The sequence below is a fragment of the Xenorhabdus khoisanae genome (assembly GCF_001037465.1).
GTDB classification, from domain to species: Bacteria; Pseudomonadota; Gammaproteobacteria; order Enterobacterales; family Enterobacteriaceae; genus Xenorhabdus; species Xenorhabdus khoisanae.
This window is the reverse complement of record NZ_LFCV01000015.1, coordinates 1-19,641: the sequence shown is the minus strand read 5'-3', so window position 1 is coordinate 19,641 and position 19,641 is coordinate 1. Positions and strand designations below refer to the sequence as shown.

The 19,641-nt window shown below is 43.8% G+C and carries 18 protein-coding genes and 1 rRNA gene; 16 read left to right on the top strand and 3 right to left on the bottom strand.

The annotated features are described in order from the left end of the window. The first annotated feature begins 20 nt into the window (after positions 1-20). The 9 genes from AB204_RS02800 to hemB all read left to right on the top strand — a co-directional run bounded on the left by AB204_RS02800 (position 21) and on the right by hemB (position 8,002). A complete protein-coding gene (locus AB204_RS02800; protein ID WP_047961861.1) occupies positions 21-551 on the top strand; it encodes a DedA family protein in 531 nt (176 codons plus the stop codon). Between the two features lie 154 nt (positions 552-705). Next, positions 706-2,061 carry a DNA recombination protein RmuC gene (gene rmuC / locus AB204_RS02795; RefSeq protein ID WP_047961860.1) on the top strand — a complete coding sequence of 452 codons (1,356 nt, stop codon included), beginning with the start codon at positions 706-708 and terminating at the stop codon, positions 2,059-2,061. A 74-nt stretch (positions 2,062-2,135) separates the two neighbouring features. Continuing rightward, entirely contained in the window at positions 2,136-2,891 is a 756-nt protein-coding gene (ubiE, locus tag AB204_RS02790; RefSeq protein WP_047961859.1) for a bifunctional demethylmenaquinone methyltransferase/2-methoxy-6-polyprenyl-1,4-benzoquinol methylase UbiE, read from the top strand. 1 nt (position 2,892) lies between these two features. Beyond that, positions 2,893-3,591 (top strand): ubiquinone biosynthesis protein UbiJ, encoded by a 699-nt coding sequence (gene ubiJ / locus AB204_RS02785; RefSeq protein WP_084728515.1) that lies wholly within the window; start codon positions 2,893-2,895, stop codon positions 3,589-3,591. Next, positions 3,578-5,215 carry a ubiquinone biosynthesis regulatory protein kinase UbiB gene (ubiB, locus tag AB204_RS02780; protein ID WP_047961858.1) on the top strand — a complete coding sequence of 546 codons (1,638 nt, stop codon included), beginning with the start codon at positions 3,578-3,580 and terminating at the stop codon, positions 5,213-5,215. Before ubiJ ends, ubiB begins: the two co-directional genes overlap by 14 nt. A 141-nt stretch (positions 5,216-5,356) precedes the next feature. Further along, on the top strand, positions 5,357-5,617 hold the full coding sequence (gene tatA, locus AB204_RS02775) for a Sec-independent protein translocase subunit TatA (protein WP_047961857.1): 261 nt from the start codon (positions 5,357-5,359) through the stop codon (positions 5,615-5,617). A gap of 3 nt (positions 5,618-5,620) precedes the next feature. After that, positions 5,621-6,118: a Sec-independent protein translocase protein TatB gene (gene tatB, locus AB204_RS02770; protein ID WP_047961856.1), complete on the top strand. Its 498-nt coding sequence runs from the start codon at positions 5,621-5,623 to the stop codon at positions 6,116-6,118. A gap of 3 nt (positions 6,119-6,121) precedes the next feature. Then, a complete protein-coding gene (tatC, locus tag AB204_RS02765; protein WP_047961855.1) occupies positions 6,122-6,877 on the top strand; it encodes a Sec-independent protein translocase subunit TatC in 756 nt (251 codons plus the stop codon). A gap of 111 nt (positions 6,878-6,988) precedes the next feature. After that, positions 6,989-8,002, top strand: coding sequence for a porphobilinogen synthase (gene hemB, locus AB204_RS02760; RefSeq protein WP_047961854.1), 1,014 nt, complete (start codon positions 6,989-6,991; stop codon positions 8,000-8,002). 78 nt (positions 8,003-8,080) lie between these two features. Here hemB and rfaH read toward each other — a convergent pair whose 3' ends face one another. Beyond that, entirely contained in the window at positions 8,081-8,569 is a 489-nt protein-coding gene (gene rfaH / locus AB204_RS02755; RefSeq protein ID WP_047961853.1) for a transcription/translation regulatory transformer protein RfaH, read from the bottom strand. A gap of 479 nt (positions 8,570-9,048) precedes the next feature. On the opposite strand from rfaH, the gene ubiD reads away from it, so the two are divergent. Beyond that, entirely contained in the window at positions 9,049-10,521 is a 1,473-nt protein-coding gene (gene ubiD / locus AB204_RS02750) for a 4-hydroxy-3-polyprenylbenzoate decarboxylase (RefSeq protein ID WP_047961894.1), read from the top strand. A 10-nt stretch (positions 10,522-10,531) separates the two neighbouring features. Further along, a complete protein-coding gene (gene fre, locus AB204_RS02745) occupies positions 10,532-11,233 on the top strand; it encodes an NAD(P)H-flavin reductase (protein ID WP_047961852.1) in 702 nt (233 codons plus the stop codon). 166 nt (positions 11,234-11,399) lie between these two features. Here fre and fadA read toward each other — a convergent pair whose 3' ends face one another. Both fadA and fadB read right to left on the bottom strand, forming a co-directional pair. After that, the gene (fadA, locus tag AB204_RS02740) at positions 11,400-12,563 is read right to left on the bottom strand and encodes an acetyl-CoA C-acyltransferase FadA (RefSeq protein ID WP_047961893.1); all 1,164 of its coding nucleotides are present in this window, start codon (positions 12,561-12,563) and stop codon (positions 11,400-11,402) included. Positions 12,564-12,574: 11 nt separating this feature from the next. Next, positions 12,575-14,761 (bottom strand): fatty acid oxidation complex subunit alpha FadB, encoded by a 2,187-nt coding sequence (fadB, locus tag AB204_RS02735; protein WP_047961851.1) that lies wholly within the window; start codon positions 14,759-14,761, stop codon positions 12,575-12,577. 273 nt (positions 14,762-15,034) lie between these two features. Between fadB and pepQ the strand changes: the two genes are divergently transcribed. The 5 genes from pepQ to AB204_RS02710 all read left to right on the top strand — a co-directional run. Beyond that, complete coding sequence (gene pepQ / locus AB204_RS02730; protein WP_047961850.1) at positions 15,035-16,369, top strand: Xaa-Pro dipeptidase; 1,335 nt, start codon at positions 15,035-15,037, stop codon at positions 16,367-16,369. Continuing rightward, a complete protein-coding gene (locus AB204_RS02725; protein WP_047961849.1) occupies positions 16,369-16,980 on the top strand; it encodes an IMPACT family protein in 612 nt (203 codons plus the stop codon). The genes pepQ and AB204_RS02725 overlap by 1 nt, the downstream gene beginning before the upstream one ends. Before the next feature lie 37 nt (positions 16,981-17,017). Then, the gene (trkH, locus tag AB204_RS02720) at positions 17,018-18,469 is read left to right on the top strand and encodes a Trk system potassium transporter TrkH (protein ID WP_047961848.1); all 1,452 of its coding nucleotides are present in this window, start codon (positions 17,018-17,020) and stop codon (positions 18,467-18,469) included. A gap of 46 nt (positions 18,470-18,515) precedes the next feature. Further along, positions 18,516-19,058, top strand: coding sequence for a menaquinone-dependent protoporphyrinogen IX dehydrogenase (gene hemG, locus AB204_RS02715; protein WP_047961847.1), 543 nt, complete (start codon positions 18,516-18,518; stop codon positions 19,056-19,058). Between the two features lie 395 nt (positions 19,059-19,453). Further along, positions 19,454-19,641, top strand: a 16S ribosomal RNA gene (locus AB204_RS02710); the annotation flags it as partial.

Sequence of the window (19,641 nt, the reverse complement as noted above, 5' to 3'; positions counted from 1 at the left end):
CTAACACAGGAAAGACTAATTTGAGCCTGCATGAAATCATCGAACTGGTCACGAATTTTGTAAGAGCTCATGAAGCTTGGGCAATTCCCATCATTTTCCTCCTTGCATTTGGTGAATCACTGGCATTTATCTCCCTATTGTTGCCAGCGACGATCATTTTATTGGGGTTAGGCGCATTAATTGGCGAAAGTGGGTTAAATTTCTGGCCAATATGGATAGCCGCAGCAGCAGGAGCCTTTTTTGGCGATTGGGTTTCTTACTGGTTTGGTTTCCACTATAAAGAGAATGTCGGCAAAATGTGGCCGCTTTCCCGCCACCCTAAAACGTTGGCGCGTGGGCATCGATTCTTTGAGCGCTGGGGAGTCTGGGGCGTTTTTATTGGGCGATTTTTTGGCCCATTAAGAGCCGTAGTCCCGCTGGTAGCCGGAATTTGTGCCATGCCAAAACGTCATTTTCAGCTTGCTAATTTCGCTTCTGCATTGATCTGGGCATTCGGTATCTTAGCGCCGGGCGCTTTTGGCTTGCGATGGTTGGCCGAGTGGATGGGGTAATGTGGATAGGGTAATTGCGAGCCGCTTTGCAAACTGAAAGAAAGCTATTAAATAATCTGGACATCTATACAGCCTCTATTTAACTTACATTGAGGCCAATGAGCCAAAAAGTTAAACAAAACTTAACTACGATGGTGTTAGTGAGGGTGTATAGGTGGATATCCAGTGGTTATATATGTTGATTGGCGGCTTAAGTGGATTGCTGGGCGGGGGGATCTTCGTCTGGCTTTCTGTTCGTCAGAGAATCCAACAAAAAGAGCAGGCGCTGCGCGAATTATATAGTCAACTGGCTGTCAGCCATGAAAAGCTAGCACAGTCTCATTATTGGCGTACTGAGTGCGATCAATTAAACCAAGAGCTACTGGCTCAGCGCGAAGTGAATAGTGTGCAGGAAGCTGAATTGCGGGAACTGAGCACGCGGCTTGAAGAAAGCAGGTTAGCGGCGGAGGAAAAACAACGCCTGTTGATCAATAGTGAACAGCGCCTGAATACCCAATTTGAAAATCTTGCCAATCGTATTTTTGAGCAAAATCGGCTCCGTACCGATGAATATAATCGCCAAAACCTCAATAATCTCCTGACGCCATTTCGTGAGCAACTTGAAGGTTTTCGCCGTCAGGTTCAGGACAGTTTTGGGCAGGAAGCGCGGGAACGTCATACCTTAACCCATGAGATTCGCAATCTTCAGCAATTGAATGCCCAGATGGCAAAAGAGGCGCTCAATCTCACTAATGCATTGAAAGGAGATAATAAAATGCAGGGAAATTGGGGGGAAATGGTGTTGGCTCAGGTTTTGGAAGCTTCTGGATTGCGTGAAGGGTATGAATTCGACACACAAGTTAATATTAAATCCGAAAACAACGGGCGTTTTCAGCCCGATGTGATTGTGCATTTGCCGCAGGGAAAAGATGTCGTTATTGATGCCAAAATGTCGCTGGTTGCTTATGAACGTTATTTCAACAGTAATGATGAACAACAGCAGATACAGGCATTACAGGAGCATATCAACTCCATAAAAGGACATATTCGTAGCCTGAGCCGAAAAGATTATCAGCAATTGCCCGGTTTGCGCTCTCTGGATTATGTTCTGATGTTTATCCCTGTGGAACCGGCTTATTTGGTGGCACTTAATCAGGCTCCTGAATTACTGGATGAAGCGTTGAAACACAATATTATGCTGGTTAGCCCATCCACATTACTGGTTGCGGTTCGTACTATCAATAATCTTTGGCGTTATGAATATCAGAGTCAGAATGCCCGTCTGATTGCTGATAAAGCTGCCAGAATGTATGACAAAATGCGTTTGTTTGTGGATGATATGCAAGGGTTAGGGCAAAGCTTAGATAAAGCACAGGCAAGTTATCATTTCGCGATGAAAAAGCTGGCCGAGGGGCGAGGTAATCTGATTAGTCAGGCTGAAGGCTTTCGAGACTTAGGTGTGGATTTGAAGCGTCCTATTGATTCACACTTGGTTGATAAATCCTTACAATCGTTACAAATTAACGAGTGAAGTCTGGATAGGGTTTTATCGGAAAGGCTGGTACACTTGCTATAAATTTTTTGAATAAAAAGCGGACAAATAACATGGCAAATCAATCGAAAGAAACCACTGATTTTGGTTTCCGCACTGTAGCCAAAGAAGAAAAAAAAGACATGGTGGCAGAGGTATTCCACTCGGTAGCGGCAAAATATGATTTGATGAATGATTTGATGTCATTTGGTATTCATCGTATCTGGAAGCGTTTCACTATTGAAGCAAGTGGCGTCCGACGCGGTCATAAAGTGCTTGATCTCGCTGGTGGAACCGGTGATTTGACAGCAAAATTTTCCCGCATTGTGGGTGAAAAAGGTCAGGTTGTTCTGGCAGACATCAACGATTCGATGTTGAAAGTCGGGCGTGAAAAGTTGCGTGATATCGGGATCGTCGGCAATGTCAGTTATGTTCAGGCGAATGCTGAAGAACTGCCTTTCCCAGATAATTATTTTGACTGTATTACGATTTCTTTCGGCCTGCGTAATGTGACTGATAAAGAAAAAGCCTTACGTTCCATGTGTCGGGTGCTTAAGCCGGGCGGTCGTTTATTGGTGCTGGAGTTCTCCAAACCTGTACTGGCACCACTGAGCAAAGTTTATGATGCTTATTCGTTCCATGTTTTACCTCGAATTGGTCAGATGGTTGTTAAGGACGCGGACAGTTACCGTTACCTGACAGAATCCATCCGTATGCACCCTGATCAGGAAACCTTAAAAGGTATGATGGAAGAAGCTGGTTTTGACCAAGTTTCTTATACCAATATGACCGGGGGAGTCGTTGCTCTGCACAAAGGGTTTAAATTCTGAAATGGAAACACCCTCACCAAGCCATAGTGTGAATTCTGCGGTATTGAACTCCCCTGAATTGAGCCCTGCCGCATTGAATTACCGAGTATTATTTCCGGTTCTGACTGCTTTTCTGGAAACAACGCTGAATTATTTGTTGTATCGGGAAACCGTATTGAAACCAACCCGTTTGAGGTTAGTAGGCAAGACACTGTCCATCAAACTGAAGGAAATTGAAACACCATTGGTATTGATATTCAGTGAGAAGCAAGTGGATGTTTTGAGCCAGTGGTCAGAATCTGCGGATTGCTCAATGAAAACGACGATACCCGCATTACTCAAATTGCGAGATCGCCAGTGCCTTTCGGCGTTGATTAACAGTGGCGAGATTGTCATTGAAGGGGATATGCAGATCATTCAGCAATGGTCAGCTTTGTTGGACATGTCAGAGTGGGACCCCGCCCATTATCTTTCCCCTTATGTCGGTGATATTGTTGCAGAAGGCATTAGCCGGATAGTGCAAAAAGGCGTTAAATTTGCCAATAATACCATCGAAAGGAAGAAAACGTACTTCATCGAATCACTGACGGAAGAATGGAAAATGGCCCCCAGCGCACTGGAAGCCGCCTATTTCAGTGAGGAAGTTGATGCGGTTGCCATTAAAATGACTCAAATAGAGAAACGGTTGGCTGTGCTGGAGGGGAAACATGACGCCCAGTGAAATCAAACGGCTTTATTTCATTATTCGAGTCTTTCTTTCCTATGGGCTGGATGAACTGATCCCTAATATTCGTCTGACTTGGCCACTGCGTTTCGGGCGTTATTTCCTGTTTTGGATAACCAATCGGCATAAAGACAAACCACTTGGTGAGCGTTTACGTTTGGCACTGCAAGAGCTTGGGCCTGTATGGATCAAATTTGGTCAAATGCTTTCCACTCGTCGCGATCTGTTTCCGCCTGCGATCGCTGATCAACTTTCGATGTTGCAAGATAGGGTGGTTTCCTTTGATGGTGGTGTGGCGAGAAAATCGATTGAAACCGCATTAGAGGGGCCTTTGGAAACGTGGTTTGAGAATTTTGATCCACAGCCACTGGCTTCAGCGTCTATTGCTCAGGTGCACACCGCTCGGCTGAAAGAGAATGGTAAAGAAGTTGTCCTGAAAGTGATTCGTCCGGATATTCTGCCTGTCATCAAAGCGGATGTGCGATTGATGTATCGTTTGGCTAATCTGGTGCCCCTTTTGCCCGATGGGAGCCGCCTTCGTCCACGTGAAGTTGTGCGCGAATACGAGAAAACTTTGCTTGATGAGCTGAATTTGTTGCGTGAAACTGCAAATGCAATTCAATTGCGCCGAAATTTTGAAGACAGCCCGATACTTTACGTACCAGAAGTTTACCCTGATTATTGTCGGGAGAATGTTTTGGTTATGGAACGCATTTATGGTATTCCTGTGTCTGACATTTCTGCTTTAGAAGCGCAGAACACCAATATGAAATTGTTGGCTGAGCGCGGAGTTCAGGTCTTTTTTACCCAAGTGTTTCGTGACAGTTTTTTCCATGCGGACATGCACCCCGGCAATATTTTTGTCAGTTATGAGAATCCGGAAGATCCCACCTATATCGGCATTGATTACGGTATTGTTGGTTCTTTGAATAAAGACGATAAACGCTATCTGGCTGAAAATTTCATTGCTTTCTTCAATCGTGATTACCGCCGGGTAGCTGAACTGCATGTCGATTCTGGTTGGATCCCTGCTGATACGAATGTAGAAGATTTCGAGTTTGCCATCCGTACTGTTTGTGAACCGATTTTTGAAAAACCACTGGCTGATATTTCGTTCGGGCATGTTTTATTAAATCTCTTCAATACCGCCCGCCGTTTTAATATGGCTGTTCAACCTCAGTTGGTTCTGTTGCAAAAAACGCTATTGTATGTTGAAGGCTTAGGACGTCAGCTTTATCCTCAGCTTGATCTATGGAAAACTGCAAAACCTTTTCTGGAAGATTGGCTGCATGATCAGGTTGGGATACCCGCTATTGTACGTGCCTTTAAGGAAAAAGCCCCCTATTGGGCGGAAAAGTTACCGGAGCTTCCTGAATTAGTGTATGGCACGCTTCAACAACACAGGCGTTTACAGACCAGTATTGATCAGATATCACAACAATTCAGAGATCAACAGATTAAGCAACGCAAGTCTCTTTATTTACTGGGGATCGGAGCAACGTTATTTATCTGTGGAAGCCTGTTTTTCATCATAGACCAGAAACATTTGTCGTGGGGATTGATGGGTGTCGGAATTGTATCGTGGGGGTTAGGTTGGCGCAATTTAAGCAAGCGTCAGTGACAATAAAAAGTAAGTGAAGATTGCTTTACCGTGTGTTTGGTATGATTGTGTTATTTTCGAACATAAAGTTCGTAGTTTATAATGGAATCATTAGTGGTATTCCGATGAATGTGGTATTCCAATCAATAGAGGTAACTCAGTATGGGTGGTATAAGTATTTGGCAATTGCTCATTATTGCGCTCATTGTCGTATTGCTGTTCGGTACTAACAAACTTCGTACCTTGGGCTCAGATTTGGGGGAGTCGTTTAAAGGCTTCAAAAAAGCGATAAGTGACGACGAAAAACCGGAGCAACCTGAAAAAACGAACCATGACGCTGATTTCGAAACTAAAAATCTTGCTGAAAAATCTACTGTTACACAATCTGAAAAATCAGAGAGCAAAAACAAAGAGCAGGTATAAACCGTGTTTGACATTGGTTTTAGTGAACTGTTGTTAGTGATGGTCATTGGCTTGGTTGTTCTGGGGCCTGAGCGTTTGCCTATTGCAGTTAAAACAGTAGCCGGATGGATTCGGGTATTACGCTCGCTGGCGGCAAATGTTCAGAATGAACTTGCTCAAGAATTGAAATTGCAAGAGCTCCAGAACAGCCTGAAAAAAATGGAAGAAAAAGCAGATATGCAATCACTATCTCCAGAATTGAAGGCATCAATGGAAGAGCTAAGGGAGGCGGCTGAGTCGTTGAAAAACGTGTATCAGCTCAAGCCCGATGAAATGAGGGAATTGGAGGAGGATGAAACGCATTACCACTCCTCTGCATCCCAGTCGGCTGCAAAAAGCTCAATTCCAGAGCAATTAGTCTCAGAGCAATTAGCCTCAGAAGAATCAGTCTCAGAGCAATCGGGCGTGAAACCAGAACAGCAGAAAAATAAATCTCCTGAACAAGCAAATGGCGAACACTAAAACATGTCTGTGGATGATACCCAACCGCTTATTAGTCATCTGATTGAATTACGTAAGCGGATTTTAAATAGCTTAATTACTGTATTGGCCGTTTTCTTGGCATTGGTGTATTTTTCCAATGACATTTATCGGCTTATTGCTGCACCTTTAATGGAACAATTACCTCAAGGTGCAAATATGATTGCAACAGATGTGGCATCGCCTTTTTTTACACCGATAAAACTAACCGGTATGGTGTCTGTCTTCGTTTCGGCCCCGATGATCCTCTATCAGGTTTGGGCATTTATTGCTCCAGCGCTATATAAGCATGAACGCCGTTTGATAATGCCTCTGTTGTTTTCCAGCAGTGTATTATTTTATCTGGGAATGGCATTCGCCTATTTTGTAGTTTTTCCCATTGCATTTGGTTTCTTTATCAAGACGGTTCCCGCAGGTGTTGTGATCTCGACAGATATCAGTAATTACCTGAGCTTTGTGATGGCGCTGTTTATGGCCTTTGGTGTTTCATTTGAAGTACCGATCGCCATTATTTTGCTGTGCTGGAGCGGAGTGGTGACGCCGGAATCGTTGAAAAGGAAACGCCCTTATATTTTGGTAGGCGCTTTTGTGGTTGGCATGTTGTTAACACCGCCTGATGTTTTTTCGCAAACTTTGTTAGCTATTCCCATGTATTTACTATTTGAATTAGGAATTTTACTTTCTCAGTTCTATATCGGTAAATCAGGTAAACACAAAACAGTCAATTCAGAAAATGAATAAAGTCGTGATCGTGATATCGGTGACAATCTGAAAAAATAATTTGATTCTGGTCATTCACGATTATCGCTAACAACCCAGCCTTGGCGCTGGGTTTTACATTAGGAGAGAAGTATGAGCTATGTATTTCCGGGAGCATTTCCCGGTCGTCGTATGCGTCGTGTGCGCCGCCATGATTTTTCCCGCCGCTTATTTGCTGAAAATCAAGTTACTGTCAATGATCTAATCTATCCCGTCTTTGTTATGGAAGGCACTAATCAGCGCCAGGAAGTGCCTTCAATGCCAGGAGTGTATCGTCTGACAATTGATCTTTTGCTGAAAGAAGCCGAAGAGATTGCCCGACTGGGTATTCCTGTTCTGTCTCTGTTTCCCGTCATTGAAGCAGACAAGAAATCATTAGATGCGAAAGAAGCTTATAACCCAGACGGTTTGATTCAGCGTTCTGTTCGTGCTCTGAAAGGTGCTGTACCTGAATTGGGTCTTTTGACGGATGTGGCCCTCGATCCATTCACTACCCATGGGCAAGACGGTGTTATTGATCAGGATGGTTATGTTATCAATGATGTGACTAAAGAGATTCTGGTCAGGCAGGCACTCTCCCATGCTGAAGCAGGAGCTGAGATTGTTGCTCCGAGCGATATGATGGATGGCCGCATTGGTGCTATCCGTGAGCAGCTTGAAATGGATGGTCATATCAATACCCAGATTATGGCTTATTCTGCGAAATATGCCTCTTGTTATTATGGGCCATTCAGAGATGCAATTGGTTCCAGTAGTAATTTGAAAGGTGGCAATAAGATGACCTATCAAATGGACCCGGCAAACAGTGATGAAGCGTTACAGGAAATTGCACAGGATTTGCAGGAAGGCGCTGATAGTGTCATGGTGAAACCCGGTATGCCCTATTTGGATGTGATCCGCCGGGTAAAAGATACGTTTGGCGTACCAACATTTGCTTATCAAGTTTCTGGTGAGTATGCGATGCACATGGCTGCCATTCAAAATGGTTGGCTGAAAGAACAGCCTGCAATTATGGAATCACTGCTGTGTTTCAAACGTGCTGGAGCTGATGGCATCCTGACTTATTTTGCTAAACGAGCAGCACAGTGGTTGCATGAGCAGAAATAACGGTCTTCTTGCGTAAAGGCAGGTTCTGGCTTACTGGAACAGATATAATAAAAACGGGCAATGTTGCCCGTTTTCTGATTAGACTTTGATAAATTGTTTATTATCTACTACCTTCGACACTTCTTTGTTGAGAATATTTAGCAGGAGAATGGAACGAGTTTCTCCATCTGGTTCGTTATAAATTGCTTGAATACCTTCGAAAATTCCCTCAGTGATCAATACAGTATCACCAGCAATTGGTGTTTCAGGTGCAACATATTCTTGCTCAGTGACAGACATCAATTCATCAATTAATGTTTGCGGAACAATGGCGGGATAAGTACTGAACCGAATAAAATGATTCACACCACGAGTTGAGTTAACGGTAGTGGTATGAATAACTTCGGGATCAAAGTGTACGAAAAGATAATTGGGAAACAGTGGTTCAGTAACGGTGGTTCGCTTACCCCGAATAATTTTTTCAATTTTGGCTGTAGGTGTCAGGCAAATAACATCTTGTCTCTCCAGGTTTTCTATCGCCCGAGAGATTTGCCCACGTTTACAGTAAAGAAGATACCAATTTCCCATAATATTCCGACTCCATTACTTAGAATGTTTAGCATAACAAAACCAGTACTAAGGGGTCATCAATAAAGCCAAAAGTTATTTGAGATGTGGTCCATGTATTATAGTCATAATCACGCGTATTTATTTCCAGTAAAAATTTATGTATGACATTTATTGATGCAGTAGAAATAGTTCCTATGGAAAATCATATATATGATAAAGGGTACCGATAATTTCATCTTATTTTTCATAGAGGAAACGAAAAATGGAAGTTTTTTGCTAAGTAATGGGAAAAACCTGCGATGAACGAATCGCCGAATTTTGTGCCATTAATCCAGAGAAACTCGTGATTGGGTATCATTCCATTACATCTAGGAAACCCACCCCACAAGATTACGCTAAATCCATTGATTTTTAGTAAGTTATGAGTTTACCTTGTAACCCTCAAGGGAGGGCTTATAATGTCCTTCCCTCCTTACAAATCGGCACGAATGAACAATATGAAATACCGCGATCTAAGAGATTTTCTTTCCTTATTGGAGCAATCAGGTGAATTAAAACGAATTCGTATGGAAGTTGATCCTTATTTGGAAATGACTGAAATCGCAGATCGTACTCTTCGTGCCGGTGGCCCTGCTTTATTATTTGAAAATCCTAAAGGATATTCGATGCCAGTGTTGTGCAATTTGTTTGGAACACCAAAACGGGTTGCTATGGGAATGGGGCAGGATGATGTTCAGGCGTTGCATGATGTTGGTAAGTTATTAGCCTTCCTTAAGGAGCCTGAGCCACCAAAAGGATTCCGTGATCTGGTAGATAAATTGCCTAAATTCAAACAGGTACTGAATATGCCAACCAAACGCCTTAGTTCTGCACCTTGTCAGGAGCAGATTTGGGCTGGAGATGAGGTGGATCTTACCCGCATTCCGGTTATGCATTGTTGGCCGGAAGATGCAGCCCCATTGATCACATGGGGGCTGACGGTGACTAGAGGGCCGAATAAAGAGCGCCAGAATCTGGGCATCTACCGTCAGCAGGTGTTGGGTAAAAATAAACTGATTATGCGCTGGTTATCTCATCGTGGCGGCGCTCTCGATTTTCAGGAGTGGTGTCAGGCACATCCGGGAGAACGTTTTCCTGTGTCGGTTGCCTTGGGGGCTGATCCAGCTACAATATTAGGCGCAGTGACGCCAATCCCTGATACGTTGTCTGAATATGCTTTTGCTGGTTTGTTGCGTGGGCATAAAACGGAAGTCGTTAAATGTATATCCAATGACTTGGAAGTCCCCGCAAGCGCTGAGATTATCCTTGAAGGTTACATTGAACCCGGTGAAATGGCACCGGAAGGGCCGTATGGTGATCATACTGGTTATTACAATGAAGTTGACATGTTCCCGGTATTCACGATAACTCATATTACCCAGCGCCGTGATGCCATCTATCATTCCACTTATACTGGACGTCCGCCGGATGAACCTGCGGTGTTAGGTGTTGCGTTGAATGAAGTTCTGGTGCCAATACTACAAAAGCAATTTCCTGAAATTGTCGATTTTTACCTGCCGCCAGAAGGGTGCTCTTATCGGCTCGCCGTCGTTACGATGAAAAAACAGTATGCAGGTCATGCCAAGCGAGTCATGATGGGCGTCTGGTCATATCTGCGGCAATTTATGTACACAAAATTTGTTATCGTCTGTGATGATGATATTAATGCGCGAGATTGGAATGATGTCATCTGGGCGATAACAACGCGAATGGACCCGCAGAGAGATACTGTCTTAATGGAAAATACACCAATCGACTATCTCGATTTTGCCTCCCCTATTTCAGGGTTAGGATCAAAAATGGGGCTAGATGCAACAAATAAATGGCCAGGAGAGACACAAAGGGAATGGGGGCGTCCGATAGTGATGAGTGATGAGATTCGGGCCCGTGTCGATGAAATTTGGGATCAATTAGATATTTTGAAGCGATAAGAGGGAACGCATGACAACACTAAGCTGTAAAGTAACATCGGTTGACTCCATTACAGATACAGTTTATCGGGTTCGTTTATTACCTGATTCGCCTTTTTCTTTTCGTGCAGGGCAATATTTGATGGTGGTTATGGATGAAAGAGACAAACGTCCTTTTTCTATGGCATCACCACCATCAGAAAAACAGAGCATTGAGCTGCATATTGGAGCTTCTGAGTTGAACCTGTATGCAATGGCGGTGATGGACAGAATACTCGATCAGAAAGTTATTGATATTGATATTCCACATGGTCAGGCATGGTTTCGTGAAGATAGCGAAAATCCGATGCTATTGATTGCGGGCGGAACAGGGTTTTCCTATACCCGTTCTATCTTATTGGCAGCATTAGAAGCAAACCCTAACCGTGAAATCTCAATTTATTGGGGAGGGCGTGAACTGCATCACCTTTATGATTTGGGTGAGTTACAGGCACTGAGTGAGCGTTATCTTAACTTGACGGTTGTTCCTGTGGTTGAGCAGGTTGATGAGCACTGGAGAGGAAGGAGCGGAACAGTTCTGAGTGCAGTTTTGGAAGATTTTGGCAGCTTGGCAAATCATGATATTTATATCGCCGGTCGCTTTGAAATGGCCAAAATTGCCCGTGAGCGGTTTTGTAGTGAACGTGATGCATCGATTGATCGCATGTATGGCGATGCGTTTGAGTTTATCTAATCCGTTTTCCCGATAAAAAATAAAACGATAAAAATAAAAAACCCGCCCCTGACAGGCGGGAAACTACGGCAACAACTTATTAGAGTGATGCAATAGACAAGACAGACAAGGGAAAAATACGTATAAATTTCAATCGTCAGATACTCTTGATAACTAAATCTGGTAACTACACTCTTTCAATAATCGTGGCGATACCTTGACCTAAACCAATACACATGGTTGCCAGACCAAACTGTACATCTCTGCGCTCCATTAGGTTAAGCAGAGTGGTAGTAATACGAGTGCCAGAACAGCCTAATGGGTGTCCGAGCGCAATTGCGCCACCGTTTAGATTGATTCTGTCATCCATACTATCCAGCAGATTCAATCCTTTAATACAGGCCAAAGATTGCGCAGCAAATGCTTCGTTCAATTCCATCAGGCCAATATCAGAAAGGCTTAAACCCGCTTTTTTCAATGCCATCTGTGTTGCTGGCACAGGGCCATAACCCATGATAGAAGGATCGCAACCGACAACTGCCATTGAGCGGATACGAGCACGAGGCTTCAATCCTAATTCTTTGGCTTTGCTTTCGCTCATGATTAGCATTGCAGATGCGCCATCAGACAGCGCTGAAGAGTTACCCGCAGTAACACTTCCGGTGACAGGGTCAAAAACAGGGCGCAGAGCCGCGAGATCTTTTAGATTAGTGTCAGGACGGATGACTTCATCAAAATCGACAAGCTTCATGTTGCCATCTGCATCGTGCCCATAAATAGGGACTATCTCGCTGGCGAAGGCTTTGGATTCTGTCGCTTGTGCTGCACGTTGATGAGAACGCAGCGCGAATTCATCTTGCATTTCGCGGCTAATATTATGCATCTTAGCCAGCATTTCTGCTGTCAAGCCCATAACGCCCGCTGCTTTTGCAACGTTGCGGCTCAATTTAGGATGAAAATCGACACCGTGTGTCATGGGTACATGCCCCATATGTTCAACGCCGCCAACCATCGCGATATTGGCATCACCCGTCATAATCATGCGGGCACCATCATGCAGTGACTGCATTGAAGAACCACATAGACGGTTAACGGTGACTGCGGGAACCGAATGGGGAATGCCTGCCAGTAATGCAGCATTACGTGCGATGTTAAACCCTTGCTCCAGCGTTTGTTGTACACATCCCCAAGAGATATCATCGATATGCTCTGGCTGAACGGCAGGATTGCGCTTGAGTATTGATTTCATCAGGTGTGCGGAGAGATCTTCGGCACGGACCTGACGGAATGCACCACCTTTTGAGCGCCCCATCGGGGTACGGATACCATCAATAATAACTACGTTTTCCATATTTTCAGACCTCACTCTTTTTCACCTGGATTAACAGCAAGTTCTGCTGGGGCAGGGTAGTAACTTTCATTGCTTTCGGATTTTTCCTTCAGGCCCGCTGGTACGTGATAAAGCGCACCCAAGTGAGCATAACTCTCGGCCATTCTCACGTAGGCTGCGGTTCCCATGATATCCAGATAACGGAAAACACCACCGTGGAATGGAGGGAATCCGAGGCCGTAAACCAGAGCCATATCAGCTTCTGCCGGGCTGGCAATGATACCTTCTTCTAAACAGCGAACGACTTCGTTAATCATTGGGATCATGGTACGAGCAATGATCTCTTCGCCAGAGAAAGTATGTTTTGGTTTGCTGATGCCTGCCAGTAACTGGTCAGCAGCCTCATCTTGCGCTTTTTTCGGTTTGCCTTTTTTATCTTGAGTGTATTGGTAGAAACCAACGCCATTTTTCTGGCCGTAACGCTGATTTTCGAATAATACATCGATGGCATCCCGGTAATTACGGCTCATGCGATCAGGGAAACCTTGTGCCATAACAGCCTGTGCATGGTGAGCTGTATCAATACCAACAACGTCAATGAGATAAGCAGGGCCCATTGGCCAGCCAAATTCTTTTTCCATGATTTTGTCGATTTGGCGGAAATCACCACCATCTCGCAGTAACATGCCGAAACCTGCCAGATAAGGGAATAAAACGCGGTTTACGAAGAAACCAGGGCAGTCATTGACGACAATCGGCGTTTTACCCATTTTGCTGGCATAAGCTACAACGGTTGAAATGGTTTTATCCGATGTTTTTTCACCACGAATAATTTCAACCAGTGGCATACGATGTACTGGATTGAAGAAATGCATACCGCAGAAGTTTTCTGGGCGTTTCAGGGATTTTGCCAAATCTGTGATTGGGATCGTGGAGGTGTTAGAAGCCAGAATGCAATCATCGCTGATATGTGCTTCTGTTTCTGTCAGAACCGCAGCTTTAATTTTGGGGTTCTCAACCACAGCTTCGACAATAATCTGAGATTGTTCAATACCAGCATAAGTCAGGGTCGGTTGGATAGAAGACAGGATCTTGGCCATCTTCATAGCATCTAAGCGTCCGCGTTCAAATTGCTTATTCAGCAATTTGGCAGCTTCATTGATACCTAAATCCAGCGCTTTTTGATTAATGTCTTTCATCAGGACAGGAATGCCTTTACGCGCTGACTGATAGGCAATGCCTCCACCCATGATCCCAGCACCGAGTACAGCCGCATGTTCAGGTGTAGTGACTGCTTGCAGATGTTTTTTCGCTAATCCTTTGACGTACTGGTCATTCAGGAAAATACCGACCAGAGCACGGGCAACGGTGGTGTGTGCCAGTTTAACAAAGCTATCGGATTCTAACGCCAGGGCACCATCACGGCCCAGTGTAGCGGCTTTTTCAATCGTTTTTACCGCAGTGATTGGTGCAGAATAATGAGGGCCTGCGACTTTCATCACCATGCCTTTTGCCACGGTAAAACTCATGGTACGTTCGATCTCATTGAGATTCAAAGGTATCAGTTTAGGCTGGCGGGCGGCTTTCCAATCTAAATCACCCTTAATAGCTTGTTCCAGAATTGAAACGGCAGATTCAACCAGTTTTGCAGCAGGAACTACGGCATCAACCAGACCATTTTTCAGCGCTTCTTCAGCACTAATATCTTTTCCTGCGGAAATAATTTCGAGAGCATTGTCCGTACCAATTAAGCGTGGCAGACGGACGGAACCCCCAAAGCCCGGCATTATACCTAATTTCGTTTCTGGCAATCCGATGCGAAGATCAGGAGATGCAACCCGAAAATCAGTGGAAAGTACGACTTCACAACCACCGCCAAGCGCATAACCATTGATAGCGGAGACAGTAGGAACAGGGAGATCTTCAATACGGTTAAGAATATTGTTGGCGCGGTTCAGTAGTTCATGAAGTTTTTCTGCTGGCGCATTAAATAATGATAAAAATTCTGTAATATCTGCGCCAACAATAAAGGCTTGTTTTTCAGAACGTAATAACAATCCTTTTAGTTCAGTTTGTTGCTCAAGGGTGGCAACGGCTTTATCCAATGAAGTAACAGTGTTTGTGTCTAATTTATTGATTGCAGCTGGTGCATTGAAGATCAGTTCTGCAATGCCGTCTTTCAGCCATTTTACTTGAATAGTTTCACTTAGGTAGAGCATGTCATTCTCCTCAATGAGTGCATACCATCTGGTATGACCAGATGGTATTGATTGTGATTAGTGTGTTAATTGAATGCAAACCAATGATTAATTTTTTGTAGGACGGATCACAGGTAAGATTTATGACAAGGAGTGATATTTTTTGTTAGTGTTTTGAAAAATATAAATATTGTCGTTTTATTCCAGATAAGCTGTTTTTCATCAGATAGCTCCCCAAATAATGAATTGTGGTAATATTTAAGCTCCCGCCAGAAAATCAAAAGGCTAATTAAGATGGAAAAGTTGGCACCTCTGTACCACGAACATATTAAAACATTACAAAAACGCGCACGTGAAATATTGGCACGAACTCAGCTTGATGCCTTACTTATTCACTCCGGTGAATCATTGCGAGTTTTTCTTGATGATCACCATTATCCTTTCAAGTCAAACGCACACTTTAAAGCTTGGGTTCCTGTGACCAAAGTCCCGAATTGCTGGTTATGGATTGATGGAGTCAATAAACCGAAGCTCTGGTTTTATTCCCCGGTAGATTATTGGCATAGTGTAGAACGATTACCTAATAGTCACTGGACTGAAGAAGTAGAAATGATTCATTTGGCAAAAGCCGATGATATCAGTATGCAACTGAATGGATTACCAAAACAGAATGTCGCTTATATTGGTGAGCAAACTGAACGAGCTAAGTCTTTGGGCATTCTTGCGCACAATATCAACCCGGAAACGGTCTTGAATTATTTGAGTTACCATCGCTCATATAAAACAGATTACGAATTGGCGTGTATGCGTGAAGCCCAGAAAACAGCGGTGAATGGTCATCAGGCGGCGTACGAGGCATTTTTGTCTGGTGTGAGCGAATTTGAAATCAATATGTTCTATCTGATGGCAACGGGACACCGTGATACGGACGTTCCTTATGATAATATTGTTGCCCTGAATGAAAATGCAGCCGTTTTGCATTACACCAAATTACAGCAGACAGTACCTTCTGAAATTCGCAGTTTCTTGATTGATGCTGGGGCGGAATATAATGGCTATGTTGCCGATATTACGAGAACCTATGCTGCAAAACCCAATAACGATTTTGCCTCATTGATTAAAGATCTCAATGAAGAACAGCAAGCGATTATTGGCACGATTAAAGCGGGGGTTCGGTATACTGACTACCATATCAATATGCATCATCGTATAGCCAAGTTGCTGAGAAAACATGACATTATTCATGGCGTCAGCGAAGAGAGCATGGTTGAGAACGGGCTCACAACTCCATTTTTCCCACATGGACTCGGGCATCCACTTGGTTTGCAGGTACATGATGCCGCTGGATTTATGCAAGATGATAATGGAACCCACTTGGCTGCTCCAGAAATGTATCCTTATTTACGTTGTACCCGTATCTTGGAGCCGGGAATGGTTTTGACCATTGAGCCGGGTTTCTATTTTATTGAAACCTTATTAGCGCAGTGGCGTGAAAGTGAATACCGTCAGCATTTTAATTGGAAGAAAATCGATATGCTGAAACCTTATGGTGGTATTCGCATTGAAGACAACATCGTTATTCACGATGGAAAAATTGAAAATATGACCAGAGATTTACAATTATCGTAATGAAGCCTTATTTAATTCCTGCGGCTTCAGTCAGTTTTACTGAAGAAATCAAAAAGAGTCGTTTCATTACCCTGCTGGAACACACCAGCGGGGTGGATGAGGCAAAATCATTTATCCAAAGCATTAAGGAACAATATCCTGACGCCAGACATCATTGCTGGGCTTTTGTGGCAGGTGCGCCGGATGATTCCCAGCAATTGGGTTTTTCGGATGATGGAGAACCGACCGGAACCGCGGGTAAACCCATGATCGCCCAATTAATAGGAAGTGGATTAGGGGAAATCACCGCTGTATCTGTCCGCTATTTTGGCGGCATAAAGCTTGGTACAGGCGGATTGGTGAGAGCCTATGGCAGTGGTGTGCAGCAAGCACTCAAATTATTGGAAACTGAATACAAGGTGCCGCAGAAGTTGTACCAATTACAGTGTGAGTATTCGCACATTTCTATGGTTGAACAGTTATTGCAACAATTTTCTGGGCAAGTGATTGCCAGCGACTATGCTGAAAATGTCACGCTACAGTTATCACTGCCAGCTACCCTTGCGGGAGAAATAGGTGATAAATTACGGGATCTAAGCCGTGGTGCTCTGTCTTTAACGCCAAAATCATAATTATGTTGTCATACCGGATTTCTAAGGAACTAGCCGAATGCATTTTCGCGCCATAACCCGTATTGTCGGGCTACTTGTCATTCTTTTCTCTGTCACAATGATCATTCCGGGGTTGGTGGCATTGATTTATCGCGATGGCGCAGGCAGGGCATTTAGTCAGACATTCATTTTTGCCCTCGTGATTGGTTTAATGTTATGGGTGCCTAATCGGGAACAGAAACACGAGCTTAAACCAAAGGAGGGGTTTTTGATTGTTGTCCTATTTTGGACAGTATTGGGCAGTGTCGGGGCATTACCGTTTATTTTCTCTGAAAAACCTAATCTTTCAGTTACTGATGCTTTTTTTGAGTCATTCTCAGGTTTAACAACAACAGGGGCAACTACACTTGTTGGCCTTGATTCTCTTCCCAAAGCCATTCTTTTCTACCGACAAATGCTGCAATGGTTGGGCGGTATGGGGATTATCGTTCTGGCTGTTGCTATTTTGCCATTACTTGGTGTTGGTGGAATGCAGCTTTATCGTGCTGAAATGCCGGGGCCATTGAAAGATAATAAAATGCGTCCTCGTATTGCAGAAACAGCAAAAACACTCTGGTTGATTTATGTTTTGCTGACCATTGCTTGCGCGATAGCTCTATGGGCTGCGGGAATGTCGGTGTTCGATGCGATCTCACATAGCTTTTCAACCATTGCTATTGGCGGCTTCTCCACTCATGATGCCAGTGTTGGTTTTTTCAATAGCCCGACCATTAATACAATTATTGCCATTTTCTTGCTGATATCGGGTTGTAATTTTGGCCTGCATTTTGCTGTTCTTTCGGGCCGAAGTTTGAAAGTGTATTGGCGTGACCCCGAATTTCGTATGTTCATTACTATTCAATTCGCATTGCTGGCGGTCTGTGTGCTGATATTGTGGCAGCATTCCGTTTATGAATCAGAATTGGAAGCACTTAATCATGCTTTCTTTCAAGTTGTTTCAATGGCGACAACGGCGGGATTTACAACGGATAGTTTTGCCAACTGGCCTCTGTTTCTGCCTTTCTTACTATTATGTTCTGCATTTATTGGGGGATGTGCGGGTTCGACGGGAGGCGGCCTGAAAGTCATTCGTATTTTGTTGTTGTTTTTGCAAGGTTCCCGTGAATTAAAACGCTTGGTTCATCCGAATGCGGTATACACCATTAAATTAGGGCATAGGGCATTACCAGAACGCATTATTGAAGCAGTATGGGGATTCTTTTCTGCTTATGCCTTAGTCTTCATCATTAGTATGTTGTTATTGATTGCAACAGGGGTTGATGAGTTTTCCGCTTTTTCTGCTATTGCTGCAACACTGAATAACTTGGGGCCAGGGTTGGGCGTAGTGGCTGATAACTTTACAACCATGAATCCAATGGCTAAATGGATATTAGTCGTCACTATGTTATTTGGACGTTTGGAAGTATTTACACTATTAGTGTTGTTCACACCAACTTTTTGGCGTGATTAGGTGAGAAATATTTGTATTTGAATCGCTGTATAATAAGGGCGTATCTATGAGCTATTTGTTGCTTTATTCCACTCAGGATGGTCAGACTAAGAAAATCCTCACTCGTATCGCAGAAAATCTCCGCCGTACTGGTATTAAGTGTGATTTAAGAGATTTGGCTACGTTGAAGCAGGTTAATTTGACGCCTTATCATAAAGTAATGATAGGTGCATCGATACGCTATGGTCACTTCAATTCTGTATTGGATAAGTTTGTTATTCGCCATCAAAAACAATTGAACCAAATGCCAACCGCTTTCTTCGGTGTCAATTTAACGGCGAGAAAACCAGAAAAGAGAACACCAGAAACGAATGCTTATGTACGTAAGTTCTTAACTAAAAGCCCGTGGCGGCCTGATTTATGTGAGGTTTTTGCCGGAGCGTTGCTTTATCCACGTTACCGCTGGTTAGATCGCATCATGATTCAACTCATCATGCGAATGACTGGGGGAGAAACAGATACTAAAAAAGAGATTGAATATACGGATTGGGAACAGGTAGATCGTTTTTCTGAGGCATTTTTGCAAATGCCATGTAATAAAGCGTCTTAAAAATAGTCTTTTTGATGGTTGTTTCCTCGTTTTGAAGAAAAAAAACGCGAACGGAAAAAAAATTCAAAAAAACTATTGTCAGCGCCGGAAAACTCCCTATAATGCGCCACCACTGACCGACGCTGAGCTGAGACACGCCGCCGAGGGAAGTCGGAGAAAAGCGAAAATAAACGCTTGACTCCGGAGGCAAAAAGCGTAAGATACGCAGCCTCGCAACCGGGCAGAGAACTGCCGGTTGCCAACGCTCTTTAACAATTTAATCAGACAATCTGTGTGGGCACTCGCAAGACACTATCCACGCCGAAAGGCGAAAAAGATAACAAGTCTTGAAGAGTGACTGAACAGTTAATTCATTACGAACTAACAACAGTTTAATTCTTTGAGCATCAAACCTTTAATTGAAGAGTTTGATCATGGCTCAGATTGAACGCTGGCGGCAGGCCTAACACATGCAAGTCGAGCGGCAGCGGGAAGAAGCTTGCTTCTTTGCCGGCGAGCGGCGGACGGGTGAGTAATGTCTGGGGATCTGCCCGATGGAGGGGGATAACCACTGGAAACGGTGGCTAATACCGCATAACCTCTT